Below are 24,290 nucleotides of genomic sequence, written 5' to 3'. Positions count from 1 at the left end.
GTCGTTCGTCATGAGGGTCCTGCACACATCCGACTGGCATGTTGGGCGCACCTTCCACGGCGTCGACCTCCTCGCCGACCAGGCGGGGGTGCTCCAGGCGATTGCCGACCTGGTCGTCGATCGGTCCGTCGACGTGGTCGTGGTCCCGGGGGATGTGTACGACCGTTCCATCCCCAGCGCCGACGCGGTGGAGGTTTGCAACAGGGGCTTCGAGGCGATCCGCGCAGCGGGTGCGGTGATCGTCGCAACGTCGGGCAACCACGACTCGCCGGCCCGACTCGGTGCCGGCGCGTCCTTCGCGGCAGCCGGCGGCCTCCATCTGCTCACTCGGGTGAGCGCGCTGGACATGCCAGTGCTGCTTGACGACGAACACGGTCCGGTCGGGTTCTACGGCATCCCGTACCTCGAACCCGAGATCACCCGAGCCGAACTGGGGGCACCGCAGGCGCGGTCCCACGCCGACATCCTCGACGTCGCTATGTCGCGGATCCGGACGGACCTGGGCACGCGCCGGGCTGAGACGCCCGGTCTGCGTTCGGTATTGCTGGCGCATGCGTTCGTCGTCGGCGGGGAAGCAACCGGGTCGGAGCGGTCGATCTCCGTCGGTGGTGTCGAGACGGTATCGGCATCCGCGTTCGACGGCGTCGACTACGTCGCGCTCGGACATCTGCATTCGCCGCAGACTTTGGCCGAGAACGTCCGATACAGCGGATCTCCGTTGCCGTACTCGTTCGGGGAGCGCTCGCACCGGAAGGCGGTCTTGCTCGTCGACATCGATGCCGCCGGGCTCGCCGGCGTCGAGCGCATCGACCTGCCTGTGGTGCGTGGGCTCAGTCAACTCACCGGAACGCTCGACGAGTTGCTGCACGACGAAGCACTCGAGGCTGTGGAGGACCACTACGTGTCGGCCATCCTCACCGATCCGCTGCGCCCCGTCGATGCGATGCGGGCGCTGCAATCGCGGTTCCCATACGCCGTTCACATGGAATGGCAACGGCCCGAGGGTAATCCAGAACTCAGGTATCGCGATCGGGTTCGTGGACGTTCGGATCTCGAAGTGGCGCAGGGTTTCCTGTCGGATGTGCGAAGCCAGGCCAGCGTGGGTGAGACGCGACTACTCGAGGAGGCGCTACGTAGCGCGATGGCGGAGGAGGCCGTGTCGGTTCGCTCGGATGATCCGCTCGACGCGGCCGAGGTGCCCGCGTGAGACTGCACAGGCTCGAGGTCACGGCGTTCGGCCCCTTCGCTGACACCGTCGAGGTCGATTTCGACGAACTGGGCGCGGACGGGCTGTTTCTGTTGCACGGGCAGACCGGTGCCGGCAAGACGACGATCCTCGACGCAGTCGCATTCGCCCTCTACGGCACCGTGCCAGGTGCTCGCAAGGAGGGGAAACGGCTGCTGTCGGACCACGCGCCGGTCGGCTCCGTTCCGACAGTGACGCTCGAGGCGACGATCGGGGGAAGGTCCTTGCGCATCACCCGCAGCCCCGAGTACGAACGCCCCAAGAAGCGTGGTGCGGGCACGCTCACCGAGAACGCGAAGGCGACTCTCAACTGGCTGGATGGCACCGGCGAGAATCTGTCCCGCATACCGGATATCGCTCACGAGGTCGAGCGTCTGCTCGGCATGACCTCCGACCAGTTCTTCCAGGTGGTGCTGTTGCCGCAGGGGGAGTTCGCCAGGTTTCTGCGAGCGGACAACGAAGACCGCGGCAAGTTGCTCGAGAAGCTCTTCGACACCACCCGGTTCAAGTCCGTCGAAGACTGGTTCGTCGACGAGAGAAGGAAGGGCGCGGCGCAGGTCGAGGAACACCGCAGACGGGTGGACATGCTGGTGGCACGGGTATCGACGGCGGCGGGGATCGAGGCCGGGGCCGATGGTGATCCCCTCGGCTGGGCCCGGCGGCTGTTCGATCAGGCCGTGGAGACGGCGGAGCTGACGGCGACGGAATTGGCCCAGGCTCGCGCTGCGGACGGGAAGGCACGTGCCGCGGCAGCGGAGTCCAGGCGGGTCCGTGAGCTGCAGCTTCGAGGCGAGCGGGCCCGAACCGAACTGGCTGAGCTCGAGGCCGGGGCATCCGAGCGGGATTCCCTGGCGATGGAGGCAGATCGCGCCGCACGGGCCGCGGTGGTCGCGTCCGCGGTCTCCGACGCCGACGCCGCGGCGAGCGAAGCCGAGTCCGCTTTGTCGGATGCCCGCATGGTCTCCGACCGGCTCGAAACATCCGAGCACGGTTCAGGGTTGGTGGCGAAACTGTCTTGGCCGCAGGCGGATGCCGATCGCAACGCGATCCGCACGCAGGCAGGGGAGTGGTCCGCCGAAGTGGTCCGCCTGGACTCGTTGCTCGGTGAGGCGCGCGAGATGGAACGACTCGAGCGCGACCTGGCCGCGATGCGTCTGCGCAGTGCGGATCTGACGCGGCGTGCCGACGAGTTGGCGACCGCACGTGATCGGTGGCCCGAGGAACTGGCCACGGCCGAGGACGCTGCACGCCGTGCTGAGCAGGCGCAGGCGTCGATGCAGACGCTCGAGGAGGCGGCCGCCCGTGCTGCCGACGCCGCCGCTGCTGCCGACGAACTGGTTTCTGCGACAACGGCACTGGAGGAGCGCCGCGGGGCCGTGGTCAGCGCCCGCGACAGGCACCAGAATGCGCGGGAGCGGCTGCTCGACCTGAGGGAACGACGGATCGCGGGCATGGCCGCCGAGTTGGCCGCCCAGCTCGTCGACGGCGAGAAGTGCGCGGTGTGTGGATCCCTCGACCATCCAGCGCCCGCCCGCCCGGAGGGCGCGACCGTCACCAAGGACGACGAGGAGGCAGCCCGCCGCGCGGAGCAACAGGCTGCGGCTGTGCTCGAAGAGGAGACGGCACTGCTGTCCCAACAAGAACGGGCCGTAGAACTGCTTTCCGGGCGCAGTGGTGACGGTGACCGCGCGGAGCTACGGCGGCGGCACCAGGACGCCGCAGCCGCGGTCCTGCAAGCGCGGTCGGTGGCGGCCGACCTTGCCCGGGCCGCCGCGTCGGTGAACGAACTCCGTTCCCTCGGTACAGAGTTGGACGAGCAATCCCGCGCGACCGACACCGAACGAACCGCTCTCGACACCCGCATCGAGTCATCCGATCAGCAGGTTGCGGCGCTGCGGGCCCGGATGCTGGCGGCCGCCGGAGGTGACCGTAGCGTGCAGGTGCGGCGGGACCGCCTAGACGACCTGGCGACGCAGGCCGCGCTGTTGCTCGATGCTCGGGACAGGGCCGCAACGCTCGATGCGACCGCCCGCGACCTGGGTGCGCGCGCGCGGGTCGCTGCGACCGAGGCCGGGTTCGGGTCACTCGCTGAAGCGCAAGCTGCGGTTCGCCCGGCCTCGCGGCTCGGTCAGATCGAGGAGGTCCTCACCGCGGCCCGGGACCGCCTCGCGGGTGTCCGAGCGGTGCTGGCGGAACCTGACGTCGTGTCGGTCGCGGGGCTCGAACCGGTCGACACTTCTTTGCCCGAGACCCTTGCGCGCGAGGCCGCGTCGGCTGTAGAGATCGCCGCGGCGTTCGCAGCGGAGTCCGAGACCCGTCGTGGGAACCTCGAGCGACTCGTCTCCCAGCTCGAGGAGACCATGACTGAGCTGGGGCCGGTACTCGCCACCCACCAAGAACTCGCCGATCTCGCGGAGGTAGTGGCGGGGCGCGGCCAAAATTCACGCAAGATGTCGCTGCGCTCCTACGTGCTCGCGTCCCGGCTCGAGGAGGTCGCGATGTCGGCATCGGTGAGGCTGCGCCGCATGTCCGCCGGCCGGTACGAGTTCGTTCATTCAGACGCGGCGGGTTCGCGAGGACGCCGCGGTGGACTGGGCCTCGACATCCGTGACGACTACACCGGCGTCGTTCGGTCGGCAAAGACGCTGTCCGGCGGCGAGTCGTTCCTGGCGTCACTGTCCCTGGCGCTGGGCCTCGCCGACGTCGTAGCAGCCGAGTCGGGTGGTGTGGTGCTCGACACGATGTTCATCGACGAGGGGTTCGGCACGCTCGACGCCGACACCCTCGATCTGGCGATGGGTGTCCTCGACGAGTTGCGGGCGGGTGGTCGCGTGGTCGGAATCGTCAGCCACGTCGACGAGATGCGACAGCGGATCCCGAGCCGGCTACACGTGGTGCGGGGCCGGACCGGGTCCACGTTGGAGATGATCGCCAGCTAGCCGCGGGCGGCCCCGGACGAGTTCGTGCTCGGGCCCGAGTCACCGACCGGCGACGGCTCGGCGACCGGCGACGATTCGGTGGCTGGGGACGGTTCGGCGGTGTCCACCTCGCCGTCGCCGTCGTTGGAGGTGCCGCTGCGGTCCGCGTTCCCGTCGGCAGCATCCGACAGCTTGTCCTCCTCGAGCCGGCGATCGACCTGCTCTCCCAGGTAGCGGACCACGACCGCGGCCACCGCCGCGACGGGAACGGCGAGGAAAGCGCCGACGATGCCGAACAAGGCGCCGCCGGCCGTCACGGAGAGCAGCACCACGACGGCGTGGAGCTTCATGCTCTTGCTCTGCAGCACCGGCTGCAGGACGTTCCCTTCGATCTGCTGGACGGCGATGATGATCGCGAGCACGATCAGCGCGGTCGTCAGACCGTTCGCCACCAGCGCCACCAGGACGGCGAGAGCACCGGCGACGAACGCACCGACGATCGGGATGAAGCCACCGATGAACGTGAAGATCGCGAGCACTGGGGCGAGTGGGACCCCGAGAATCAGCAGGCCCGCACCGATGAACACGGCATCGATGAGGCTCACGAGAGCCTGGGTGCGGATGAAGCCGCCTAGCGTGTCCCACATCCGGACGAGAACTTCTTCGAGGTGCCGTCCGGCACGCCCGCCGCCGACGCTGTGCAGCCACGGGATGAACCGGGGCCCGTCCTTGATGAAGAAGAAGCAGAGCACGACTACCAGGCCGAGGGTGATGAGCATCGATCCGGCACTGGTGACGCCGCTGAAGACACCGGACGCGATGGCGGTGCCGCTCTCTTGCACCTTCGTCGTGATCGCGCTGATGGCCGTGTCGATCTGCTCGTCCTGCAGGTTGATCGGCGGTCCCTTGAACCAGTCCTGCACCTGCTGGATACCCTCCGTCGCCCTGTTCGCCAACTCGGGTGCCTGGGCGACGACGGACGGCACGATCAAGGCGACGACGCCGCCGAGCAGCGCGAAGAACCCGAGCATCGTGATGGACGCGGCACCGGCTGGGGGTACGCCACGCTTTGTGAGGGCACGGGCGGGTGGCCAGAGCACGGTGGAGACGACGATCGCCAACAGCACTGGGAGGGCGATCACCCACAGCTTCTGGAGAACCCAGCCGACCACGATCGCCCCGACCGCAATCGCGGCGATACACAGAGACCACTTCGCAAGCCACATCCCGCCGGCGCCGATGACCTCGCCGCGGTCACGCATGCGGGTGCGCGGGGCGGGCTGGACGATGTTCTTGAGGCTCACAGGGCGTGGGTCCTTCCGGGACGTCGGGTGACGCTCATCCTCGAATCTACGCATTTGTGCCGGTCGGCGTGTGCAATCGATCCGGTCACGGACCGGTTAAAGACGACAATCGCCCTGGGAGGCACCGCTAGGATCCGCCCATGGGGAGAATCATGGGGAAGACAGCTGCAACGCTTGTGACCGCCTCAGCTCTCTTTGTCGCCGTCGCCGCGTGTGCGGACAACGGGGGCACGTCAGAGGAGACCAGGGAGAAGATCAGCTCCGCGGTCACGGCCACGCCAGAGCCAGGACCCGCCGAGGCGCTGCGCTCGAGCGTCCAGGCAACGGCATCGGAGCTGGTGTCGAGCATCCAGGCAACGGCGTCGAGCCTCGTGTCGGGCATCGGTGAGGCCTGGGACGATGCCAAGTTGTCCGCGTTCGTCGCCACGTTCCGGACAGCGTACCCGAGCCTGTCGAGCGACCGTGACGACGAGTCGATCGAGTCGATCGTCGAGGAAACGTGCGCCGACATCGGCTCCGGTGCCAGCACCGAGGAGCTGGTTGCGAAGGTCACCCAGACCGCGACGAACAACGGCACCGCTCCGACCGAGGACCAGGCCAACCGCATCCTGCAGTTGGTCAGGCCGGCGTGCCCGTAGGCGCGAGCGACGACGAGAGTCACGGGGCGTACCCTGTCGGCGTTGTGAGGCCGTGCATGCGCCTGCAGCAGTCGGAGCGAAGGGACGTCCAGCAGAATGAGCGCGGATCCGGTCACCGAACTCGAGGCCGAGTTGGTAGATCTGTGGCGGCGTGGACGGATTCAATCCCGTCAGCGCGCGAGGTCGATTCACCCCAAACTCGATCCCGCGTGCTATCCGCTCTTGATGATCCTCGCGCGAAGCGACGCGGTCCCGATGTCGACGCTGGTGGCCAAGTTGGGCGTGGAGAAGTCGACGCTGACCCGGCAGATCGACGCGGTGGTACGCCTGGGACTCGTCGAGCGTAGCCCGGACCCGCAGGACGCCCGCGCACGCCTGGTTGCGCTCACCGATCCCGGGCGCGTCCAAGTGGCGGAGGTGCGCGAGTCGGCTATCGCGAGCTGGCGCGAGCGGCTGTCACGGTGGGATCCCCAAGACGTCCGACAGTTGACGATGCTGCTGCGACGCTTGGCGGACTGTACGAACTGAACCGGTCGAGGATCCGGAAGCAGCGGTCGGTGCCAGTGGCCTTTTACGGGGGCCTATTGTGAGCTGCATGGCCGAGACCCGATGGCAGCGTGAACGATCCGCGTCGGACTCTCACGCGTACGTCGCGCGGTTCGCGCAACTCGAAGCGGACGGGGTGGACCTTCACGGCGAGGCACGGGCGCTGGATGCGATGCTGCCGCGCGGTGCGCGCGTTCTCGACGCTGGTTGCGGTACAGGGCGACTCGGTGCCGAATTGGCTCGACGCGGCCACCGGGTTACGGCCGTCGACCTGGATCCCGTTCTCGTTGCCGCGGCCCGCGAGCACCCGGAACTGATGGTCCACGAGGCGGACCTCGCTACGCTCGACCTGCCGGGGGACCGGTTCGACGCAATCGTCGCTGCGGGCAACGTGATGATCTTCGTCGCGCGGGGCACCGAGCGGCAGATCCTGACACATTTCGCGGACCATCTGGTGCCCGGCGGCATCTTCGTGGCCGGGTTCGCGACCGACTACGAGTACAGCGTCGACGAGTTCGACTTGGATCTCGCCGCGGTCGGTCTGATGCTCGAACAACGTTACGCCACATGGGATCTACGGCCCTGGCACGAAGGCGCGGACTGGGCGGTCACGGTTGCTCGAAAAGCCGGGGGCTGACCGATACGTCTGGTTTCCGATACCTTCTGTGCCGACGAATCGTTGACAACGGAGGGGACATCAAGACATGTCGGAACCGACGATGAACACCGGACCCGAGGGTTCGCCGAACGACCAGCACGGGAGTTCAGCGAGCTACGCCCAGCAGCCGTATCCCGGTGTGCCGCAGTACACGACCGGCCAGCCGGCGGCTCAGTACGGCGGACCACCGCCGCTGCCGCCGTTGAACGCCGGGTGGGCCGCGGCCTCGATCATTTTCTTCTGGCCGCTCGCGTTCGCTGCGTTCAACCACCTGCATTCGATCTTTCCCAGGTGGTCGATGGGCGACTACCAGGGCGCGCAGTACGCGTCGGATCGGGTCAGGGCGCTGGGCCAGATCTCGTTGGGGATCGCGATCGCGCTCTTGGTGCTGTACGTGCTCTTCATGATCGTCGTATTCGGTTTCTTGGCCATCGACGAGGTGAGCACCACCACTGGCTACGACGTCTACAACTCGTAGTCGGTGGCTGTAGTCGGCGGCCAGACGCGGCCGACCACAGCCCCCGAGCCGTGACGCCGTAGAATCCCTATACCGTGAGCCTTACCCTCGGAATCGTCGGACTGCCCAACGTGGGCAAGTCGACCCTCTTCAACGCGATGACCCAGAACGACGTGCTCGCTGCGAACTACCCGTTCGCCACGATCGAGCCCAACGTCGGACTGGTCGAATTGCCGGATCCGCGGCTCGACAAGCTGGCCGAGATCTTCGGTTCCGAGCGCATCCTCCCTGCCACCGTGTCGTTCGTCGATATCGCCGGGATCGTCAAGGGCGCCTCCGAAGGAGCGGGTCTGGGCAACAAGTTCCTCGCCAACATTCGTGAGGCCGACGCCATCTGCCAGGTCGTTCGCGTATTCGCTGACGACGACGTCGTGCACGTCGACGGTCGTGTCGATCCGGCGTCGGACATCGAGGTGATCGAGACCGAGCTGGTGATCGCCGACATGCAGACCCTCGAGAAGGCGTTGCCGCGGCTCGAGAAAGACGCGAAGAAGAACAAGGACCTCAAACCCCAGCACGAGGAGGCGCTGCGGGCGCAGCAGATTCTCAACGAGGGCAAGACCCTGTTCAGCGCGAAGGACACGCTCGACTTCTCGCTACTGCGTGAGCTGCACCTGCTCACCACGAAGCCATTCCTGTACGTGTTCAACGCCGACGAGTCCGTGCTGACCGACGAGGCGAGGGTCGCCGAGCTGACAGCCTCCGTCGCGCCGGCCGACGCCGTGTTCCTCGATGCGAAGGTCGAGCAGGAACTCCTCGAACTCGACGAGGAAGACCGCCAGGAGATGCTCGAGTCGATCGGCCAGTCCGAGCCCGGACTGCACGCCCTCGCTCGCACCGGCTTCCATACCCTCGGCCTGCAGACCTATTTGACGGCCGGCCCGAAGGAAGCGCGCGCGTGGACGATCCACAAGGGCGACACCGCTCCACAGGCCGCCGGCGTGATCCACACCGACTTCGAGCGCGGCTTCATCAAGGCCGAGATCGTCTCCTTCGACGACCTCGTCCAGGCTGGCTCCATGAACGCAGCTAAGGCCGCCGGCAAGGTGCGCATGGAAGGCAAGGATTACGTCATGAAGGACAGTGACGTCGTCGAATTCCGCTTCAACGTTTAGAGTCCCTGGCCAGAGGGCTATTTTCGGCTCTCGGTCCGCAGTAGAGCCGGCAGAGGCCCGGAAAAGTTCGTCGACAGCGTTGCGGGTTCTATCGTTCGTGTTCGGCCCGCCGCCTGTCGTGTCTTGCGCAACGGTAGCCGAGAGAGTTCTGATGCCACGGTTGGCCGTCGTTCTCGCCGGGGAACAACCAAGCGTCCGGGTGACCGCCAATGAACAGGCGCACATGCTTGGCCAGTACCTCCAAGCGTCCATCAGGGGCAGGCATAGTGCACCCACCCCCCTTCGCCGACAATGTCGACGGCACGGTGTCGGTGGTCGCGATCGATGGCATCACCGACACACCGCCGACCGGATCGCCGGGCAACCTCCTCGGCTACCTCGGTTCCGGAACCCAACCCGGCACACCACACCCGGAACGTGGCCGCCTACCTCCACCCGGTGGGCTGCGGCCACACACTTGTCACCACCCACCTAGCCCCTGCCCACACCACGCAGGGATCTGCCCCGTTCGGTGATCACCGCAGCAAAGCCCTCGCACTCGCCTGCCGGCAACCAAACCGATATGGCCGGACAGGACACGAACTCTTTCCACACCCCAAGACCCGACCAGCGCCGACCACCAGATCACCCCGGTCCCCACCACGAGGCCGGGGTGATCTGAATGGCAGACCGCGAGCCATCCCGCCCGTCCGAGAGCTGCCCGGTCAAACCGCTTGGCAGCGTTCAGATGTCAGGGCTATCCGTGGATCAGGATACGGGCGCGGGTGGAGGAGCCAGACGTCGGATGCGGTAGTGCGGGTAAAGGGCAACGGAGAGGGGGACGACGCACATGTAGACGACGACGCCCCAGAAGAATCCCCCCGACGGAAAGGCAATCGTCGCGAAGATCCAGAGAAGAGTCAGGGTAACCACTGGAATCAAAACAAGCACGGTAGCCGCTGTGTACCAGCGGGCGACGAGTTCGTTCGCCTTGCGTGTCAGTTCGGGACTCTCACGCACGGCGTGGGACGCCTTGTAGTTCATTTTTTCGAGGGCCGTTCCTCGAAATCCTCTATACGCTTGCCAGGCGAAAATCACTGCCGTGCCCAGGAATGCAAGCGGCGGGGACCAGTCATTTCCCATCAGCGATTCCCGCTCTCGCTGAACCGCAGGAAGTTTCGCGGAGCTACGGTCGCAGCAGCGACGGTCAGCGATCTCCGGATCGAACGCATCATCAAAGCCCTCCCGAACTCGGGTCCATCGACAACCCGACGCGCAGAACCTAGCAAGCGGTCGTTCGGACAAGCAAGTAATGTCGGGCATTTCTAGGCAATGGCACCGAAGTCCGGTGCCGCCTTCTCCTTGTGCCCGGCATGCTCGCCGACCTCGCCCAGAGGCCCGAACAACTCGTCTGCGGCTGGATCGCTGTTGTCAGTCGCTCCGGAGGACCGACCTGGTGGCGTAGTAGGCGCCCTCGTCTTCCTCAGGTCCTGGGTGGTGGGGCGGCGTTACGGGGGCGTTCGTGCCTGTTCCGGCGATGACCTGCGCGACGCGGGGGTCGGCGGCTAGCTCGTCACGAATTGCCTGTGCCGCTTTCCCCGCCTCGGCGCAAGCCGCGCGGTGGGTGTCGGTGATGATCGTGGCGAGCGCGGCGGCGCCTTCCGCGAGGGCGGTGTCGGTGATGGTCAGTGCAGTGATGTGGCCGGCGGCATCGACTTCAGCGGTGACGTGCCCGCCCGCGGATTGGGCCCGCCCGCGCACGAGCGTCACCGCCTCGTGGACGCGCCGTGCTTTCGCGGCGAGGTCGTCGAACGGTGCGCTGCCGGTCATGGTGTCGCTCCCGTAGTCGTCGGGCGGAGTATCGGGCGGGGTGCTGTGGTCGACGCGTCAGGGCGTCGGGTCGGCCCGCTCGGCGGGGAGGCGGCAGCCGGTCTGGGCGCTGATGACGGCACGCACGTTCGATCCGAAGGCGATCCGGGTGCCGTCCTCGCTGGTGAGTACCACGTCGTGATCGCCGGGCTTGTCGACGCGCACGGTCAGCTGGGTGATGCCGAGGGGGGCGGCGATGTCGCGGGCGGCCTGGAGTATGCGGGGCCAGTCGGCGTCGGAGATCGGGGTGAGGGACACGTACATCTGCAGGCGGATCTCGAGCCCGTCGGTCTTGGCGAACGCGCCACCGCAGCCGGACTGGGTCCGGTCGCGTCGCCACTCCCACTGCAGTTCCGGCGCGAGGGCTGTTGCGGCATCGGCGATCTGCACCACCGTCTCCGTGATCTGCTGTTCGGTGTCCTCGAGTGAGGGCAGGGTGGGCAACAGGGCAGCGGCTTCGGCGATTTCGTCGTCGGTGTGGTTGTAGGGGTTGTCCATGAGATCTCCGCATCCGGTGGTCAGGATGGTCAGGGTCGTTGCCAGCGCAGCGAGCCGTGGGAGGGTGCGTCGGTTCATCAGCGCACCACCTTTTCGGGTAGTCCGGCCACGATCACTGCCATGTTGTATCCGGACATTCGAAGATCCTTCTCGTTGTCGCCGAGTCGTGTGTATTCACTGTGGGAGTGGACGCCGTCGCGCGCTACGCCGTCCGGGCTGGTGCCCGCGTTGACGGAGAGTTGTTCGAAGTCGGCGGTGCTGGGGTCGGGTCCGAACCGGTGCGTCTTGCCGACCTCGGGGACGAAGCGGTCCCCGTCGGCCTCCATCACGTAGCCGTGTCCTTCGGCGAGGCCGAGGTCGGATTCGTCGTCGGCGTTGATGCCGGGTGATCCGTAGAACACGGCGTCGTCGACGGGTTGGCCGGGTCCGGGATCCTGGAGGGCCAGACCGGTGGTCAGGGATCCGTAGGAGTGTCCGAGGGCGGTGATGTGCGGGTCCGGTTGTGTGGAGGCGACATCGAGGCCGTCGTAGAACCCGGCGAGCTTCGCGGCGCCCGCAGTCGCCCGATCGGTCTGGGCCACGTCCAGGCCGCCGCGTACGAGGTCGAGGGCTCCCGGGCCGGTGGTCTGCGGCGGCTCGTACCCCAACCACGCGATGCTCGCCACGGTCTCGTCGCGACCGACGCGTTCGAGTTGCTCCTCCGCCTCGATCTGCAGGTACTCCGCCTCTTCGACCATGTCCGCGAAGGAGTCGTCGATGTTGGTGTTCAGTCCGGGGGTGGTGACGGAGATGTGGTCGGCGGTGTCGGGATCTCCGACGGCGAACGCGGCCATACCGCGTTCGCCGGACTGCAGGTCGAGCAGCATCAGTCGGCCGTCGGGGTTGTCTGCCACGATGCGCTCGATCTCGTCGAGGTCGCGCAGTTTCTGCTCGGTGTACCAGAGCGCCGCGTCGTCGTTGGTGAACGTGCCCCCGAAGCGGTTCTCGTCGAGGTTCGCCTGCAGGCGGTCGCGTTCGGCTTCGAGGCGGGCCCGTTCGTCGTCGAACCGGTTGACGTTGGCCTCGTGTCGCACCGCGGCCGGGATACCATCACGGTTGCCGACCCAGTCCGGGTGCTCGTCGATGATCCGACGTCGCTGTTCCTCGGTGAGCGAGTCCCAGTACTCCTTGTTGTCGGCGGCCGAGACACCGGGTACTGGTTCGGGCAGCGGGTCGGTTCCGAGGCTCCCCACTCGGGCCTCGAAGGTGTCGCCGAGCTGGGCGGTCGCGGCGTCCAGGGCGGCGCCGGCGCGGGCGTCGAGTTCGCCGACCATGGCCAGAGCGGAGGTCAGCCTAATCTCCAATACCTTCGCCTGTTCGCCCAGTTGCGCCTGAATCAGCAAGTCGGCGAACGGGTTACCGCTGGCGAACGGTGGGGCGGTCACCCGGCCATCGTCGGCGACTGCGAATCCGGAGGCGATCGCCTCGTCGGCGACGGCAAGGGCCGTGAGTCGGGCGGGACCGATCGAGGCCGCGGCATTCGTCAACGCGTCGGCCTGCGCGGTGACCGCTGTCGCGATGCGGCGCGCCGCGTCCTGTTCTGTCGCACAGCGTGATTCGGCTGCCTCGGCGGCAGTGCCCTGCCAACTCGACAGGACGCCTACAAAGTGCGATCCGGTCGCGTTCATCGTGTCGCCGAAGGTGCGGTTCGATGCGGCGACGGCGGTCCCGGCGGCGGCGAGTTCGTCCGGATGCCACGCGCGCAACTGCGACAGCGTGACCACCTAGAGGTTCCCGGCCATGGCGTCGAGATTGAGGCGGAAGGCGGCGTCGGCGTCGTCGTAGCTGCGGGCGTTCGCCTCCGCGGTGGTTGCCATCTCGCGCAGCCGCTCGGCAGCATCGCGGTAGGACCTGAGGAGCGGGTGCCCGGCACGGGCCGCGGCCGCACCGACCGACGACCCCGGCATCGCGGCGGCGGCGGCGTCGATCCGACCGGACGGGTCGACGCCTGAGATCCGATCGGCCTCGCCCGTCAACGACGCAGCGAGCGAACGCAACGCCTCGGTGTCGACACCCAGCTGATCTCCCAATGCACCCCTCCGAGTCCTTCTGCGCCATGCGCGTACCACGCATGGCTGCTCGGGCTCGCAGCGGAGCCCTGTCTGGTCCGACGCAGCCCGGCCGCAAACGGTTCCACCACTGTCGCCGCGGGTTGGTGATGGGTGTTCGGCCGCGGTCGATCGGGAAGAAGATAGTTGGTCGACGGAGAGTTCCGGTTCCGACGCGGGCCTCGAGGTGATCGCTCCCGGGCCCGGTCAGCGTGTTCTCACACCGCCCCGGCATTGGAAGACGTCACGGTCCGTCCGCAGAGCGTCCGCAGCAGGTTCGCGAAAGGCCATCGCTTGCCAACGGGGCCAACGTTCGAATGCGCTGGTCAACCGTGCTCACCAACAATCCCCATCTTCTGCAAACGCGCAGGAGATAGTTCCGATACAACGTATAAACCCCAGTTCAGCGGCCGATTCTGGGTCGAGCTGGACAACCGAGCCTCGCGTTCGCCAGCGAGCTTCGAGTGGAGTTCGACGCGCTCGGAACCGCGCTGGGCCGGAATAGGCTGGCACTTGTGCAGAAGCTGATCTCGCTGGACATCGGCACAAGCGGAGCCAAGGCGGCGCTCGTGGCGCAGGATGGCCGGCTGCTGGCGAGCGGCTATGCCAGCTACGAAACGCACAACCCGGCTGACTACCGCGTCGAGCAGGAGCCACAGGCGTGGTGGCGGGCAACGCAGGAGGCCCTCGCTCAGGTCGGAGCGAGGGCGAACCTGGCTGCCGCAGCTGACCTGGCGGGAATCACACTGAGTGGGCAGATGCAGGACCTGATTCTTGTCGGTGCTGATGACACAATTGGGCGCGCCATCTTGTACTCGGATACACGTTCACGTTCCGAAGCCGAGGAAATTTCTTCGCGGATTGGTGCCGACAGACTGATACGCATTACTGGAAACACACAGGATGCGTCGAGCTTGTTGGCCAAGTGGCGGTGGTTGGATATACACGAGCCAGACCGATTGGCCGCGTCGCGCACTATGCTCTTCGGCGCGCACAGCTATATAGCTTGGCGGCTGTGCGGCAATGCCAGTTGCGATCACACGACGGCCAGTACTACCGGTCTCCTCGATTTGGGCAGCAATGCGTGGGCGACGGACCTCCTGGAGATGCTGGGCTTGGACAGGCAAAGGCTCCCGAGGTTGACGCCGGCGGGCGAGAGTATCGGCACACTCTCGGCTTTGGCGGCACGGACCTTGATGTTGCCACCTGATCTGCCCGTATTCACGGGTGCCGGTGATCTGGCGGCGACGACCGTGGGTGTCGGTGCGGGGGAACCTCATCGCTTCTACTGCTACCTCGGTACCAGTGGTTGGATCGCATCCACGCCGCCGGACTCAGCCGAATCTTCGTGGGCAACTGCGGAAAGCGGCGTCTTCACCCTGCGTCATCCGGACTTGCAACGGGTCATCCGGGTCGCGCCCATGCTCACCGCGGGGGGCAACCTCGATTGGGCGGGGGCCGAGATCGCGAACAACGAAGGCTATGCCAGTCACAACGCAACCGCGGCGAGCGCTCCGGTCGGCAGCAACGGCGTGATCTATCTGCCCTACCTCGCCGGTGAACGTTCCCCTTTTCGTGATCCGAACGCCCGTGCGTGCTATATCGGCCTCTCGAACCAGACGACACGTGCGGATCTGATCCGCGCGGTGATGGAAGGCGTTTCCTTCGCCTATCGTTCGCTATTCGAGCTCCTGGGCGCGAACGCGGAGAAACTGTACGTGGTCGGCGGTGGTGCGAAGTCAACGCTCTGGATGCAAATACTGGCGGACGTCATGGGTCATGACATCGAGGTAGTGGCGGAGCCCGAGAATGCCGCGGTCCGCGGCGCTGCCATCATCGCCGGCCGTGAGCTTGGATGGTATAAGACGTATGCGCCGCCGGATCATTTCCCCGTAGCCCGTTCGTACCAGCCACAGGAATCGAGCGCCGCCGTATATTCGTCGCGGTACTCGATTTATATGGACCTTTCGCTGCAGCTTAGAAGTGCATTCGGAAAGATATCGGACTTGGGTATTTCTTCACCGCCGCCGGCCTGAACGAAGAACTTGAATCGCCGCTTCGCCGGCGGTGCCCGACTGACGGCCCTTGTCTCGACACCCATGGGTAGGTACTCCCGGATCAGTCCGTTCGTAAGGGTCAGTACCTTGGTGTTCGGGTTCGTCGGTGGTCCGCACCTGACTCAGGGCAGGGTTAGGACATAACTGGAGTTTCCGGATTCAGGCCTGATTCAGGACATTGATGACGATAGGTGATCGGCCAACGTTGCGTGTAGACACGGCGCGCGTGTAGGCCGCAATGCGTACGCAGCGCGCGGTCGGCCCGCTCGAGCGGTGTTATCCTCGACCAGGTAAGTGGGCGTGGTTGCGTTGAATCAGAAATGATGCTTGCCCGTCGTTGTGGTTGGAGAGTTCATGACGAAAAGGCCGAACCCGAGATCCGTGAATCCGGCCATAGCGCGACGAACATTCTTGACGGGATCAGTCGCGACCGGGGCCCTCATCGGACTCAGCGTTTCGGCGTGCGACTTCTCCTCTGAAACCAGCGAGGGTGCAAACCCGGTAACGCTACTGGATCCTGCGACTCAGGCGAAGTTTGTAAATGCGTTGCCAATGCCGTCCAGGATCTACCTGGATATGGGTGCTGCTCTGACGATGCCGATAAAGGAGACGGTGCAATGGACTGGGCTGCGGGCACCCGATGGCGGCGAGATTCTGACCAACTTTTACGGATTTGAGCACCAGGGTGCGGTTACTTCACCCGGGCCGACCATTATTGCCCGGTCCAATGAGACAGTTCATGTCGAGTGGCAGAATCAATTGCCGAACGATGCTCCCTACATTCTGCCGATAGATCTGACTCTCCATATACCGGACCTCGACGAGTCCACACCACAATTCACCGGAGAGAAGCCGGTCGTTATCCACTTGCACGGCGGCCATACGGAACCCGAGAGCGACGGCAACCCGGATGCGTGGTACACACAAGAGTATCGATCAGCCGGCCATGATTGGGATAAGCCCGTCTATTCCTACGACAATTCACAGGAGGCAGCGGGTTTATGGTATCACGATCATGTCGTGGGAATGACGCGGCTAAATGTATATGCGGGGCTGTTCGGGATGTATCTGATCAGGGATCGGAATGAAGACCGCCTGATCGACGGAGCTATCATTCCCGATGATGGCCACATGCTCGAGATCGCCATACACGACGCATTGTTCGACGAAGCCGGAAATCTGTACTACCCGGGTCGGCACGGTGAGCCCATCAATCCCATCATCAGGAAGGAGATCGCGAACAACTGGCCGGATCCGACGGTACTCGACGAATTCTTCGGAACCCACATTCTCGTGAACGGGATGGCCTGGCCGAAGGTCGATCTGGAGCCGAACAGGTACCGCCTGCGACTGCTGAACGGTTCCAGTTCTCGCAGCTACGTTCTCGAGTTCGACAACGGCATGGATTTCTTCCAGATCGGGACCGATGGGGGTTTCTTGAACCAGCCGGTTCGCCTCACGCAGCTGGTTGTGGCGCCGGCAGAGCGCATGGACATCGTTGTCGACTTCACCGATCACGCCGGCGAGCAGGTAGTCCTGAAGAATCTTGGGCCGGAATCGCCCTTTCGCGGTTTCGTGGAGCCCGCCGACCCCGCCGGCTCCACAAGACTGGTCTACAACCGGGGCGGCGGTCTGGCCCTTATCGATGGTTCGGACGGGCTCGCCCCCATCGCCGATCCTGAATCAACCGGTTTGGTAATGCGTTTCGATATCGGCGAGGAGGCGACAGGGCCTACCCTGCAGGCCGAGAATTTCGGTCCATCGGTCCCGCTGCGTGAACCGCTCGAGGTCCTAGCCAATCCTCGGACGGTCAGACAACTCGTGTTGTTCAACCTGCGCGACGACATCGGTAGGACTCTGGTGCTGATGGGGACTATGGAGTCGGGTTCGTTGTTCTACATGGATGAAATTACCGAGGTTATACCCCAGGGGTCTACCGAGATCTGGGAGATCTACAACACTACGGCAGCGGGGCACCCGATCCATATTCATCAGGTCCAGTTCGAAGTGGTGAACCGTCAAGAATTCGATGGCGACCTTGCCTTCCGGACTCAGCAATTCATGAATGATCCAGAACGCACCTTCCAGGGGGCGACCCTCGATTTTCACGGTTTGAACGGCGACCCGATTCCTCCTCAGCCCAACGAGCAGGGCCGAAAGGACACCGTGCTGGCGCTTCCTGGACAGGTCACCCGTCTTGTCGCCCATTTCGATAGGCCGGGTGACTACGTCTGGCATTGCCACATCGTGACTCATGAGGACTACGACATGATGCGCAGGTTCCAAGTGACACCGAATTCGTAGCCCCAGCGGCTCATCCCTGCTGGACCGGGCTGTACGCGGCGCGCAAGGCTAGGTGCGGTGCATCGGCTCGCTTGTGCTCCCCGCACAAGGCGGATCGACAACTCTGATCTGACGGCATATGGCGTAGGTCACACCCTCTCCATAGGGTTCTGACGAAGCTCCTTCGCAGCTCGAATCGAGGATGCCCGCCCCGCCCCGGCTCGTGTCTCGGTGTCTCGATGCTTGCGAGTCGGAAGCCTCGGTCGGCGCGAACAGACCTGTCTCCGTTCAGAATCCGGCCCCAGACCAAACCGTGTTCGGTTCAACAGCCGGATTCCACCCCAGCCAAGGATTGCTATGAGTTTCACCAAACCGGACCTGCCGGACGTCGATCTCGAAACCTTCGAGAAGAAACCGCACCTCGAGCGGATGAAGATCCTGTCGCAGCACTGGGCTGAGTACGGCTTCGGTACACCTTGGGCCATCCCCCTGCTCTACGTGGTGAAGATCGCGTTGTACGTCTTCCTCGGTGTCGTGTTCGCCAGCTTCACCTCTGGATTCGGTGGGTTCTGGGATGTCGCCTCATTCTGGACAGAGCCGATCTTCTACCAGAAGATGCTGTTGTGGACGATGCTGTTCGAGGTTCTCGGCCTGGGTGCGTCTTCCGGTCCGCTTGCTTTCCGGTTCACGCCGCCGATCGGCGGCATGCTGCATTTCGCGCGTCCGAAGACACTTCGAATGCCGCCGTGGCCCGGAAAGGTCCCGTTCACGCGGGGATCGGCCCGAACCTGGTTCGATGTAGCGCTGTACCTTGGCATCGTCGCCAACCTGGTGATCCTCCTTCTGTCTGACGGGGTCACCAAAGAGGGGCAGCCGGCGGATAGCGTCGGACTCCTCGACCCTCGACTGCTGTGGCCGTTGATCGTGATGCTCGTGGTCATCGGCCTCCGGGACAAGATCGTCTTTCTGATTGCGCGGAGCGAGCAGTATTGGGTGGCCGCGGTATTCTTTGCCGTCCTGCCTTACGTCGACATGATCGTCGCGCTCAAGCTCATCGTGTGCACGGTTTGGTTCTGGGCAGCGTTCTCCAAGCTCGGACGGCACTTCAGCTTCGTGGTTACGGCGATGCTCAGTAACGCCCCGTGGCTTCGGTCGCCGCGGCTGAAGCGCAAGCTGTACCGGAACTTCCCCGACGACCTCCGACCCTCGAAGCTTGCCGCCGTGGTGGCGCATCAGGGCACCGTAATCGAATTCGCCGTCCCGGTGATCCTGCTGTTCTCGACGAACCGGACGCTCACACTTGTCACGATCGCTGGAATCGTGTTCTTCCATTTGGTGATCGCCTCGATGTTCCCGCTGGCGGTTCCCTTGGAGTGGAACATCTTCTACTGCTTCAGCGCGGTTTGGTTGTTCGGCCTTCACATGCCGCCCGAGTTCGGTGTCACCGCCGTTTCTCCGCTGTTGCTCGCACTGCTCGTTGGTGGATTGTTCCTATTCCCGATCCTCGGCAACTTTCGGCCGGACAAAATCTCGTTCCTCCCTTCGATGCGGTACTACGCAGGCAACTGGGCAACAACTCAATGGGCGTTCCGCAAGGGCACTGAATCTCGCCTGAACACTCACATCGTCAAGGCGGCCCCCACCCAGATCGACCAGCTCACTCCGCTGTACGGCCGTGAGGTCGGGGAGATCCTCCTGCAGAAGACCGTGGCTTGGCGTTCGTTGCACAGCCAGGGCCGCGCCCTCAGCACGCTGATCGGACGAAACGTCGACTCATACGACAACTACGACATCCGAGAGGGCGAGCTCGTCGCTGGTGCGCTCCTCGGTTGGCAGTTCGGTGACGGGCACGTACACAATGAGCAGTTCATGCGGGCCATCCAGGAGCGGTGTGGGTTCGCTCCGGGTGAAGTCATCGTTGCCTACGTCGAGTCCCAGCCGATCCATGTCGCGCGACAGGAGTACCGCGTGTACGACCTCGCCCTCGGCGAGATCGAACGTGGCTATGTCAAGTTGTCCGACATCATCACGCCGCAGCCGTGGCTCGAGTCGGGTCCAGTTCCCGTAACCTCGACACGGACCGAGGAAAACTCCTCTGGTTGGTCGGCAAGTGTCCAGAAGGATTCGTCGAAACGATGACGACGGCGGTAGTGGTCGGGGCGGGTCCGAACGGTCTCGCCGCGGCTATCACGCTCGCCCAGCGGGGGATCGAGGTGACGGTGCTCGAAGCCGCGGAGACCATCGGCGGCGGGACCAGCTCCACCGAGCGCATCCTCCCCGGGCTGTTGCACGACGATGGGGCCGCAGTGCATCCCATCGGGCTCGCGTCCCCGTTCTTCCGCAGCCTGGACCTTCCCGCGCACGGGGTGGAGTGGGGTTGGCCCGAGGTGGATCTCGCTCACCCTCTCGACGGTGGTCGTGCCGGCGCGATGCTTGCGTCGCTGGACGCGACCACCATGCACCTCGGCCCGGACGCGGCGCGATGGCGCAGGCTGTTCGGCCCTCTGGCGAGGGGGTTCGACGAACTGGCGGGTGAGGTCCTGCGACCGCTGCTGCACCTACCGCGGCATCCCGTGCGTCTGGCACGGTTCGGTTCGGCCGCTCTGCTTCCTGCAGATGTGTTGGGACGCATCTGGCGGACCGAGGAAGCAGCCGCCCTGTTCGCAGGCAATGCCGCTCACGGGTGGCGCCCACTCAGTCGACCAGCGACCTCTGCATTCGCGCTCATGTTCACGGCGATCAGTCACCGCTACGGCTGGCCGGTCGTCAGAGGCGGTTCCATCCGGTTGGCCGAGGCTCTGGCGAAGGTGCTCACCGGACTGGGCGGCCGAATCGAGACAGGGAACCGGGTGCGGTCTCTGAACGAGATTCGCTCCGCCGACATCGTGATGCTCGATTTGGAACCGGGAGCGGTCGCAGATCTGGCCGGGGACGAGCTTCCAACGTCGGTGCAGCGCGCCTACCGGCGGTTTCGTCGGGGTCCTGCCGCGTTCAAGGTAGATCTAGCCGTTGAGGGCGGAGTGCCGTGGCGTGACGAGTTCAGTGGTCGCGCCGGCACCGTTCACGTGTGCGGATCTGCCTCCGAGGTTGCAGTTGCTGAACACTTGATCAACAACGGTCACATGCCGGAACGTCCGTTCGTGCTCGTCGCACAGCAGTACCTTGCCGATCGGCAGCGCTCTGTCGGTGACGTCCACCCGGTCTACGCCTATGCGCACGTACCACACGGCTACACCGGCGATGCAACGGAGGCGATCATCGCGCAACTCGAACGATTCGCACCGGGCACGCGTGACCGCATCGTCGGTCTGCACACCCGCAGCCCGGGCGATCTCGAGCGACACAATTCGAATCTCGTCGGCGGCGACATCATCGGCGGAGCGAACACGGCAACTCAGGTGGTGATGCGCCCGCGCATCACCACCAATCCGTACTACGTCGGAATCCCAGGCGTGTTCATGTGCTCGGCATCGACGCCACCGGGCGCCGGCGTGCACGGAATGTGCGGTCACAACGCCGCCCTGTCCGCGCTCGCGAGGGTCACAAGCGACCGATGACTTCGATTTTCGTCGATTGGGAGCCGGGAGACGAGGCGGCGGCCGCACGCATCGCCGCGTCCATCTTGCCTCACCGCGAGGAGTTCATCGCCTACTTGTTCGATGCGACCGCGAGAGGGGTTCCGGATCTGGTGCGCGACCATGACCAGCGCACTCTTCTATACGCCAGCATCGCGGAGAACACGGTCGTCTTCATCGCGTCTCTGCAAGACGGTGGAGATCCCTCGGTTGCACCGGCGCCTCCGGGAGCGCTAGCTTTCGCAAAGGAACTGGCCCGCAAGGATGTTTCCCTGTCCGCGCTCCTGCGCGCGTACAGGATTGGCCAGGCGAGGTTCACGGCGTTGTGTCTCGACTCGGCCAGCGAGTCGGAGGACATCGACGACCTCACCGCCTTGCGGATCGTCGTCGGCAAGCTGGCGGCGTTCATCGACCACATTTGCGAAGAAGTGGCACGGGCCTACGAAGCCGAACGTGAACGGTGGATCTCGAGCCGGAGCGGACTAACCCAACATCTGGTGAGGCGTCTGCTGGACGGTACCGCGGAGGACGTAACCGAGGCGCAGAAGGCTCTCGCATACGACCTGTCCGGCACGCACATGGCTATCGACATCTCGGTTCCGCCTCCCGGTCCCGGTGAGTCGGACTCGCTCGAACAGGCACGCCAGCTCATCGAATCGATATCACCGCACAACTCGACGATCTCGATTCCGACCGGAGAATCCTGTCTGTGCGTGTGGATTTCGTTCGATCAAGTGCCCGTCGGGTTCGTCGAACAGCTCAGGGAGACTGTCGGTTCGTCAGTTATGCCGATGCAAGTGGTGGTGGGCCTACCGGTCCCGGGGACTCGGGGATTCCAGAAGACGTACCAGCAAGCAAGCCGTCTGCGGTCACTAGCAGCATCGGCAATGCCGAAGCCACCGAAGGTGCTCACCTACAACGATATTGCGCCGATCGCGATGCTCGCGGACGATATCGGCGACGTGAAGGCATTCGTCGCTGAGGTACTCGGGGCGCTCGCGGTCGACACGGTCCGCTCAGAGGAGCTCCGCGAGACCCTGCGAATCTACCTGCGCTGCCATCGCAGCCTGGCCGCGACCGCAGAGTTGATGTCTCTGCACCGCAACACGGTTCGGTACCGCATTCACCAGATCATCGAGGAGTTCGGACACGTGATCGACCGGACTGATCACTACAGCCTGATCTCGGCGCTCGAGATCTGCCGCTGGTACGGGCGCGGTGTCCTCGACTCACCCGGACCTGCCAATCCCGAGTAGTCGGGGGCCACCGCTGGTGTGCGGGCCCGGCTGTCCAACTCCTAAAACACGTTGTGTGACGCTGTAACCGGGCGTACGGTCGCGTTGACTGCGAGCAGGGTAGGGGAGTCCGAACGGGCAGGCGGGGCAGGCGACTGGGTGGGTACCTACATGTGTACGACCCTCGCGTGTTCGCTTTCGGCGTCCGGCAAGAACATGCCCCCTGGGGGGTCCGTACCGAGAAACGGTGTCGCCAGGGCTGAAGGTCGAGCGGGTTCGGCACGACTTGAATGCCTGCGTCGCGCGGTTGTACACCTGAAGTAAGCACACCGATCGGAGAGGACAGTGACACCCACCAGGACCGGCCGCAAGCTGTTGAGCTGGGCGAGCGAGATCGACGGCGGCACCCTGGCGCAGGCATCTGAGACCGCCTCCATGTCGTTCGTCTACCCCCACGTGGCGCTGATGCCGGATGCGCACCTGGGAAAGGGAGCGGCTGTTGGAACGGTGATCCCCACCCGCGGCGCGGTGATACCCGCTGCCGTCGGGGTCGACATCGGATGCGGAATGATCGCTACCCGAACCCAGTTCGACGCTGGCGACGTCGAGCGCGCTCGGAACGCCGGTCGGGCACTCCACACGCTGCGCACGAGGATCGAGGCCGCGATCCCCTTGTCTCCCGGCCACTACAACGCTGCCACGTCCCTCGGAGAGTGGTTCGCAAAGAACAAGATCGCCGAGCTGGAGGACCGGGCGTCGGCGGAAGGCGTCGATCTGTCACACTCCCCGCGCTGGCGCCAGCAGTTGGGCTCCCTCGGCGGCGGGAACCACTTCATCGAGTTGTGTTTGGACGAGCAGGACCGCGTGTGGTTGTTCCTCCATTCCGGCAGCCGGGGAGTCGGGAACAAGATCGCACAGAAGCACATCAAGATCGCACAGGATCGGTGCCGCAGGTGGCATATCAAGTTGCCGAACCGGGATCTCGCCTACCTCGCGGAGGACACACCTGAGTTCGGGGACTACATCCGGGAGTTGCGGTGGGCGCAGCGCTTCGCCTACCTCAATAGGGCCGAGATGATGGACCGCTTCGCTGCGGTGTTCGGTGAGTGGATCGGCGCGCCGGTCCGGGAAGCGGAGAGGATCAACTGCCACCACAACTACACCGAGCAGGAGGAGCACTACGGAGAGACGGTCTGGCTCACCCGAAAGGGTGCCGTCGACGCTCACGAGGGTGTCGCGGCGGTGATCCCCGGATCTATGGGAACGCGCTCGTACGTCGTGGTCGGCAAGGGCAGCAAGTCGGGACTGTGCTCGGCTCCGCATGGGGCCGGACGCCGGTTTTCTCGCTCGGAGGCACGTCGGCGCTTCACGGTCGGCGACCTGGCCGAGCGGATGCGGGGGATCGAATACCGCCACGGAGCCGCGTGGGTCGACGAGATTCCGGACGCGTACAAGGACATCGATGTCGTGATGGACGACGCCGGGGATCTCGTGGAGGTCCGCCACGAACTACGACAGATTGTCAACGTCAAGGGTACTTAAGGGCTGCAGAAAGACGAGAACACCCCGGGCCGGGTCCCGGGGCGTTCGGTCGTGACCGAGCCTTGGGGCTCAGCTGAATTCGAACGTGCTGCCGAAGTCCAGGAAGGTGTCGACAACCCTGGGTCCGAACAGCACAGCGAGCAGCAAGGGGGACAGCGAGTCAAGGTTGAGGTTCATCGTGACCTTTCACGGGCGGGGCCGGCCGAACGTTACGCGATCGAAA

General features: G+C 65.0%; 20 protein-coding genes. 14 read left to right on the top strand and 6 right to left on the bottom strand.

What is annotated here, in order from left to right; all coding sequences use genetic code 11:
• Positions 1 to 10: 10 nt before the first annotated feature.
• Both EGT50_RS08835 and EGT50_RS08830 read left to right on the top strand, forming a co-directional pair.
• Positions 11 to 1,207 (top strand): metallophosphoesterase family protein, encoded by a 1,197-nt coding sequence (locus EGT50_RS08835; protein ID WP_127953109.1) that lies wholly within the window; start codon positions 11 to 13, stop codon positions 1,205 to 1,207.
• On the top strand, positions 1,204 to 4,185 hold the full coding sequence (locus tag EGT50_RS08830; protein ID WP_127953106.1) for an AAA family ATPase: 2,982 nt from the start codon (positions 1,204 to 1,206) through the stop codon (positions 4,183 to 4,185). The genes EGT50_RS08835 and EGT50_RS08830 overlap by 4 nt, the downstream gene beginning before the upstream one ends.
• On the opposite strand, the gene EGT50_RS08825 is transcribed toward EGT50_RS08830, so the two are convergent.
• A complete protein-coding gene (locus EGT50_RS08825; protein WP_127953922.1) occupies positions 4,182 to 5,426 on the bottom strand; it encodes an AI-2E family transporter in 1,245 nt (414 codons plus the stop codon). The two genes, EGT50_RS08830 and EGT50_RS08825, sit on opposite strands and share 4 nt — an antisense overlap.
• A gap of 182 nt (positions 5,427 to 5,608) precedes the next feature.
• Between EGT50_RS08825 and EGT50_RS08820 the strand changes: the two genes are divergently transcribed.
• The 5 genes from EGT50_RS08820 to ychF all read left to right on the top strand — a co-directional run bounded on the left by EGT50_RS08820 (position 5,609) and on the right by ychF (position 8,942).
• A complete protein-coding gene (locus EGT50_RS08820; protein ID WP_127953104.1) occupies positions 5,609 to 6,106 on the top strand; it encodes a hypothetical protein in 498 nt (165 codons plus the stop codon).
• A 96-nt stretch (positions 6,107 to 6,202) separates the two neighbouring features.
• Entirely contained in the window at positions 6,203 to 6,634 is a 432-nt protein-coding gene (locus tag EGT50_RS08815; RefSeq protein WP_127953100.1) for a MarR family winged helix-turn-helix transcriptional regulator, read from the top strand.
• A 67-nt stretch (positions 6,635 to 6,701) separates the two neighbouring features.
• The gene (locus tag EGT50_RS08810; protein WP_164873367.1) at positions 6,702 to 7,289 is read left to right on the top strand and encodes a class I SAM-dependent methyltransferase; all 588 of its coding nucleotides are present in this window, start codon (positions 6,702 to 6,704) and stop codon (positions 7,287 to 7,289) included.
• Positions 7,290 to 7,356: 67 nt separating this feature from the next.
• Positions 7,357 to 7,788: a CD225/dispanin family protein gene (locus tag EGT50_RS08805; protein ID WP_127953093.1), complete on the top strand. Its 432-nt coding sequence runs from the start codon at positions 7,357 to 7,359 to the stop codon at positions 7,786 to 7,788.
• 74 nt (positions 7,789 to 7,862) lie between these two features.
• A complete protein-coding gene (gene ychF / locus EGT50_RS08800; protein ID WP_127953090.1) occupies positions 7,863 to 8,942 on the top strand; it encodes a redox-regulated ATPase YchF in 1,080 nt (359 codons plus the stop codon).
• Between the two features lie 747 nt (positions 8,943 to 9,689).
• Here ychF and EGT50_RS08795 read toward each other — a convergent pair.
• From EGT50_RS08795 to EGT50_RS08775, 5 genes are all read right to left on the bottom strand, one after another.
• Positions 9,690 to 9,965, bottom strand: a complete 276-nt coding sequence (locus EGT50_RS08795; RefSeq protein ID WP_127953087.1) for a hypothetical protein — start codon at positions 9,963 to 9,965, stop codon at positions 9,690 to 9,692.
• 387 nt (positions 9,966 to 10,352) lie between these two features.
• Entirely contained in the window at positions 10,353 to 10,751 is a 399-nt protein-coding gene (locus EGT50_RS08790; protein ID WP_127953084.1) for a YbaB/EbfC family nucleoid-associated protein, read from the bottom strand.
• A gap of 57 nt (positions 10,752 to 10,808) precedes the next feature.
• Positions 10,809 to 11,366 carry an LppA family lipoprotein gene (locus tag EGT50_RS08785; protein WP_127953081.1) on the bottom strand — a complete coding sequence of 186 codons (558 nt, stop codon included), beginning with the start codon at positions 11,364 to 11,366 and terminating at the stop codon, positions 10,809 to 10,811.
• Entirely contained in the window at positions 11,366 to 13,051 is a 1,686-nt protein-coding gene (locus EGT50_RS08780) for an alpha/beta hydrolase (RefSeq protein WP_127953078.1), read from the bottom strand. Before EGT50_RS08780 ends, EGT50_RS08785 begins: the two co-directional genes overlap by 1 nt.
• Positions 13,052 to 13,357, bottom strand: coding sequence for a type VII secretion target (locus EGT50_RS08775; RefSeq protein ID WP_127953075.1), 306 nt, complete (start codon positions 13,355 to 13,357; stop codon positions 13,052 to 13,054).
• A 533-nt stretch (positions 13,358 to 13,890) separates the two neighbouring features.
• Here EGT50_RS08775 and EGT50_RS08770 point away from each other — a divergent pair.
• The 7 genes from EGT50_RS08770 to EGT50_RS08740 all read left to right on the top strand — a co-directional run bounded on the left by EGT50_RS08770 (position 13,891) and on the right by EGT50_RS08740 (position 24,067).
• On the top strand, positions 13,891 to 15,411 hold the full coding sequence (locus EGT50_RS08770; protein ID WP_127953072.1) for a xylulokinase: 1,521 nt from the start codon (positions 13,891 to 13,893) through the stop codon (positions 15,409 to 15,411).
• Between the two features lie 597 nt (positions 15,412 to 16,008).
• Positions 16,009 to 17,736, top strand: coding sequence for a multicopper oxidase family protein (locus EGT50_RS08765; protein ID WP_164873366.1), 1,728 nt, complete (start codon positions 16,009 to 16,011; stop codon positions 17,734 to 17,736).
• A 336-nt stretch (positions 17,737 to 18,072) separates the two neighbouring features.
• On the top strand, positions 18,073 to 19,854 hold the full coding sequence (locus EGT50_RS08760) for a DUF3556 domain-containing protein (RefSeq protein ID WP_127953066.1): 1,782 nt from the start codon (positions 18,073 to 18,075) through the stop codon (positions 19,852 to 19,854).
• Positions 19,851 to 21,272: a phytoene desaturase family protein gene (locus EGT50_RS08755; RefSeq protein WP_127953063.1), complete on the top strand. Its 1,422-nt coding sequence runs from the start codon at positions 19,851 to 19,853 to the stop codon at positions 21,270 to 21,272. The genes EGT50_RS08760 and EGT50_RS08755 overlap by 4 nt, the downstream gene beginning before the upstream one ends.
• On the top strand, positions 21,269 to 22,546 hold the full coding sequence (locus EGT50_RS08750; RefSeq protein WP_127953060.1) for a PucR family transcriptional regulator: 1,278 nt from the start codon (positions 21,269 to 21,271) through the stop codon (positions 22,544 to 22,546). The genes EGT50_RS08755 and EGT50_RS08750 overlap by 4 nt, the downstream gene beginning before the upstream one ends.
• A gap of 51 nt (positions 22,547 to 22,597) precedes the next feature.
• Positions 22,598 to 22,849 (top strand): FBP domain-containing protein, encoded by a 252-nt coding sequence (locus tag EGT50_RS17390; RefSeq protein ID WP_127953058.1) that lies wholly within the window; start codon positions 22,598 to 22,600, stop codon positions 22,847 to 22,849.
• A 21-nt stretch (positions 22,850 to 22,870) separates the two neighbouring features.
• Positions 22,871 to 24,067, top strand: coding sequence for an RtcB family protein (locus EGT50_RS08740; protein ID WP_127953055.1), 1,197 nt, complete (start codon positions 22,871 to 22,873; stop codon positions 24,065 to 24,067).
• Positions 24,068 to 24,290 lie beyond the last annotated feature (223 nt).

It is taken from the genome of Rhodococcus xishaensis (assembly GCF_004011825.1).
In the GTDB taxonomy this organism is placed as follows: Bacteria; Actinomycetota; Actinomycetes; order Mycobacteriales; family Mycobacteriaceae; genus Prescottella; species Prescottella xishaensis.
The sequence above is the reverse complement of the archived record's forward strand: the minus strand, read 5'-3'. Positions and strand labels throughout refer to the sequence as shown.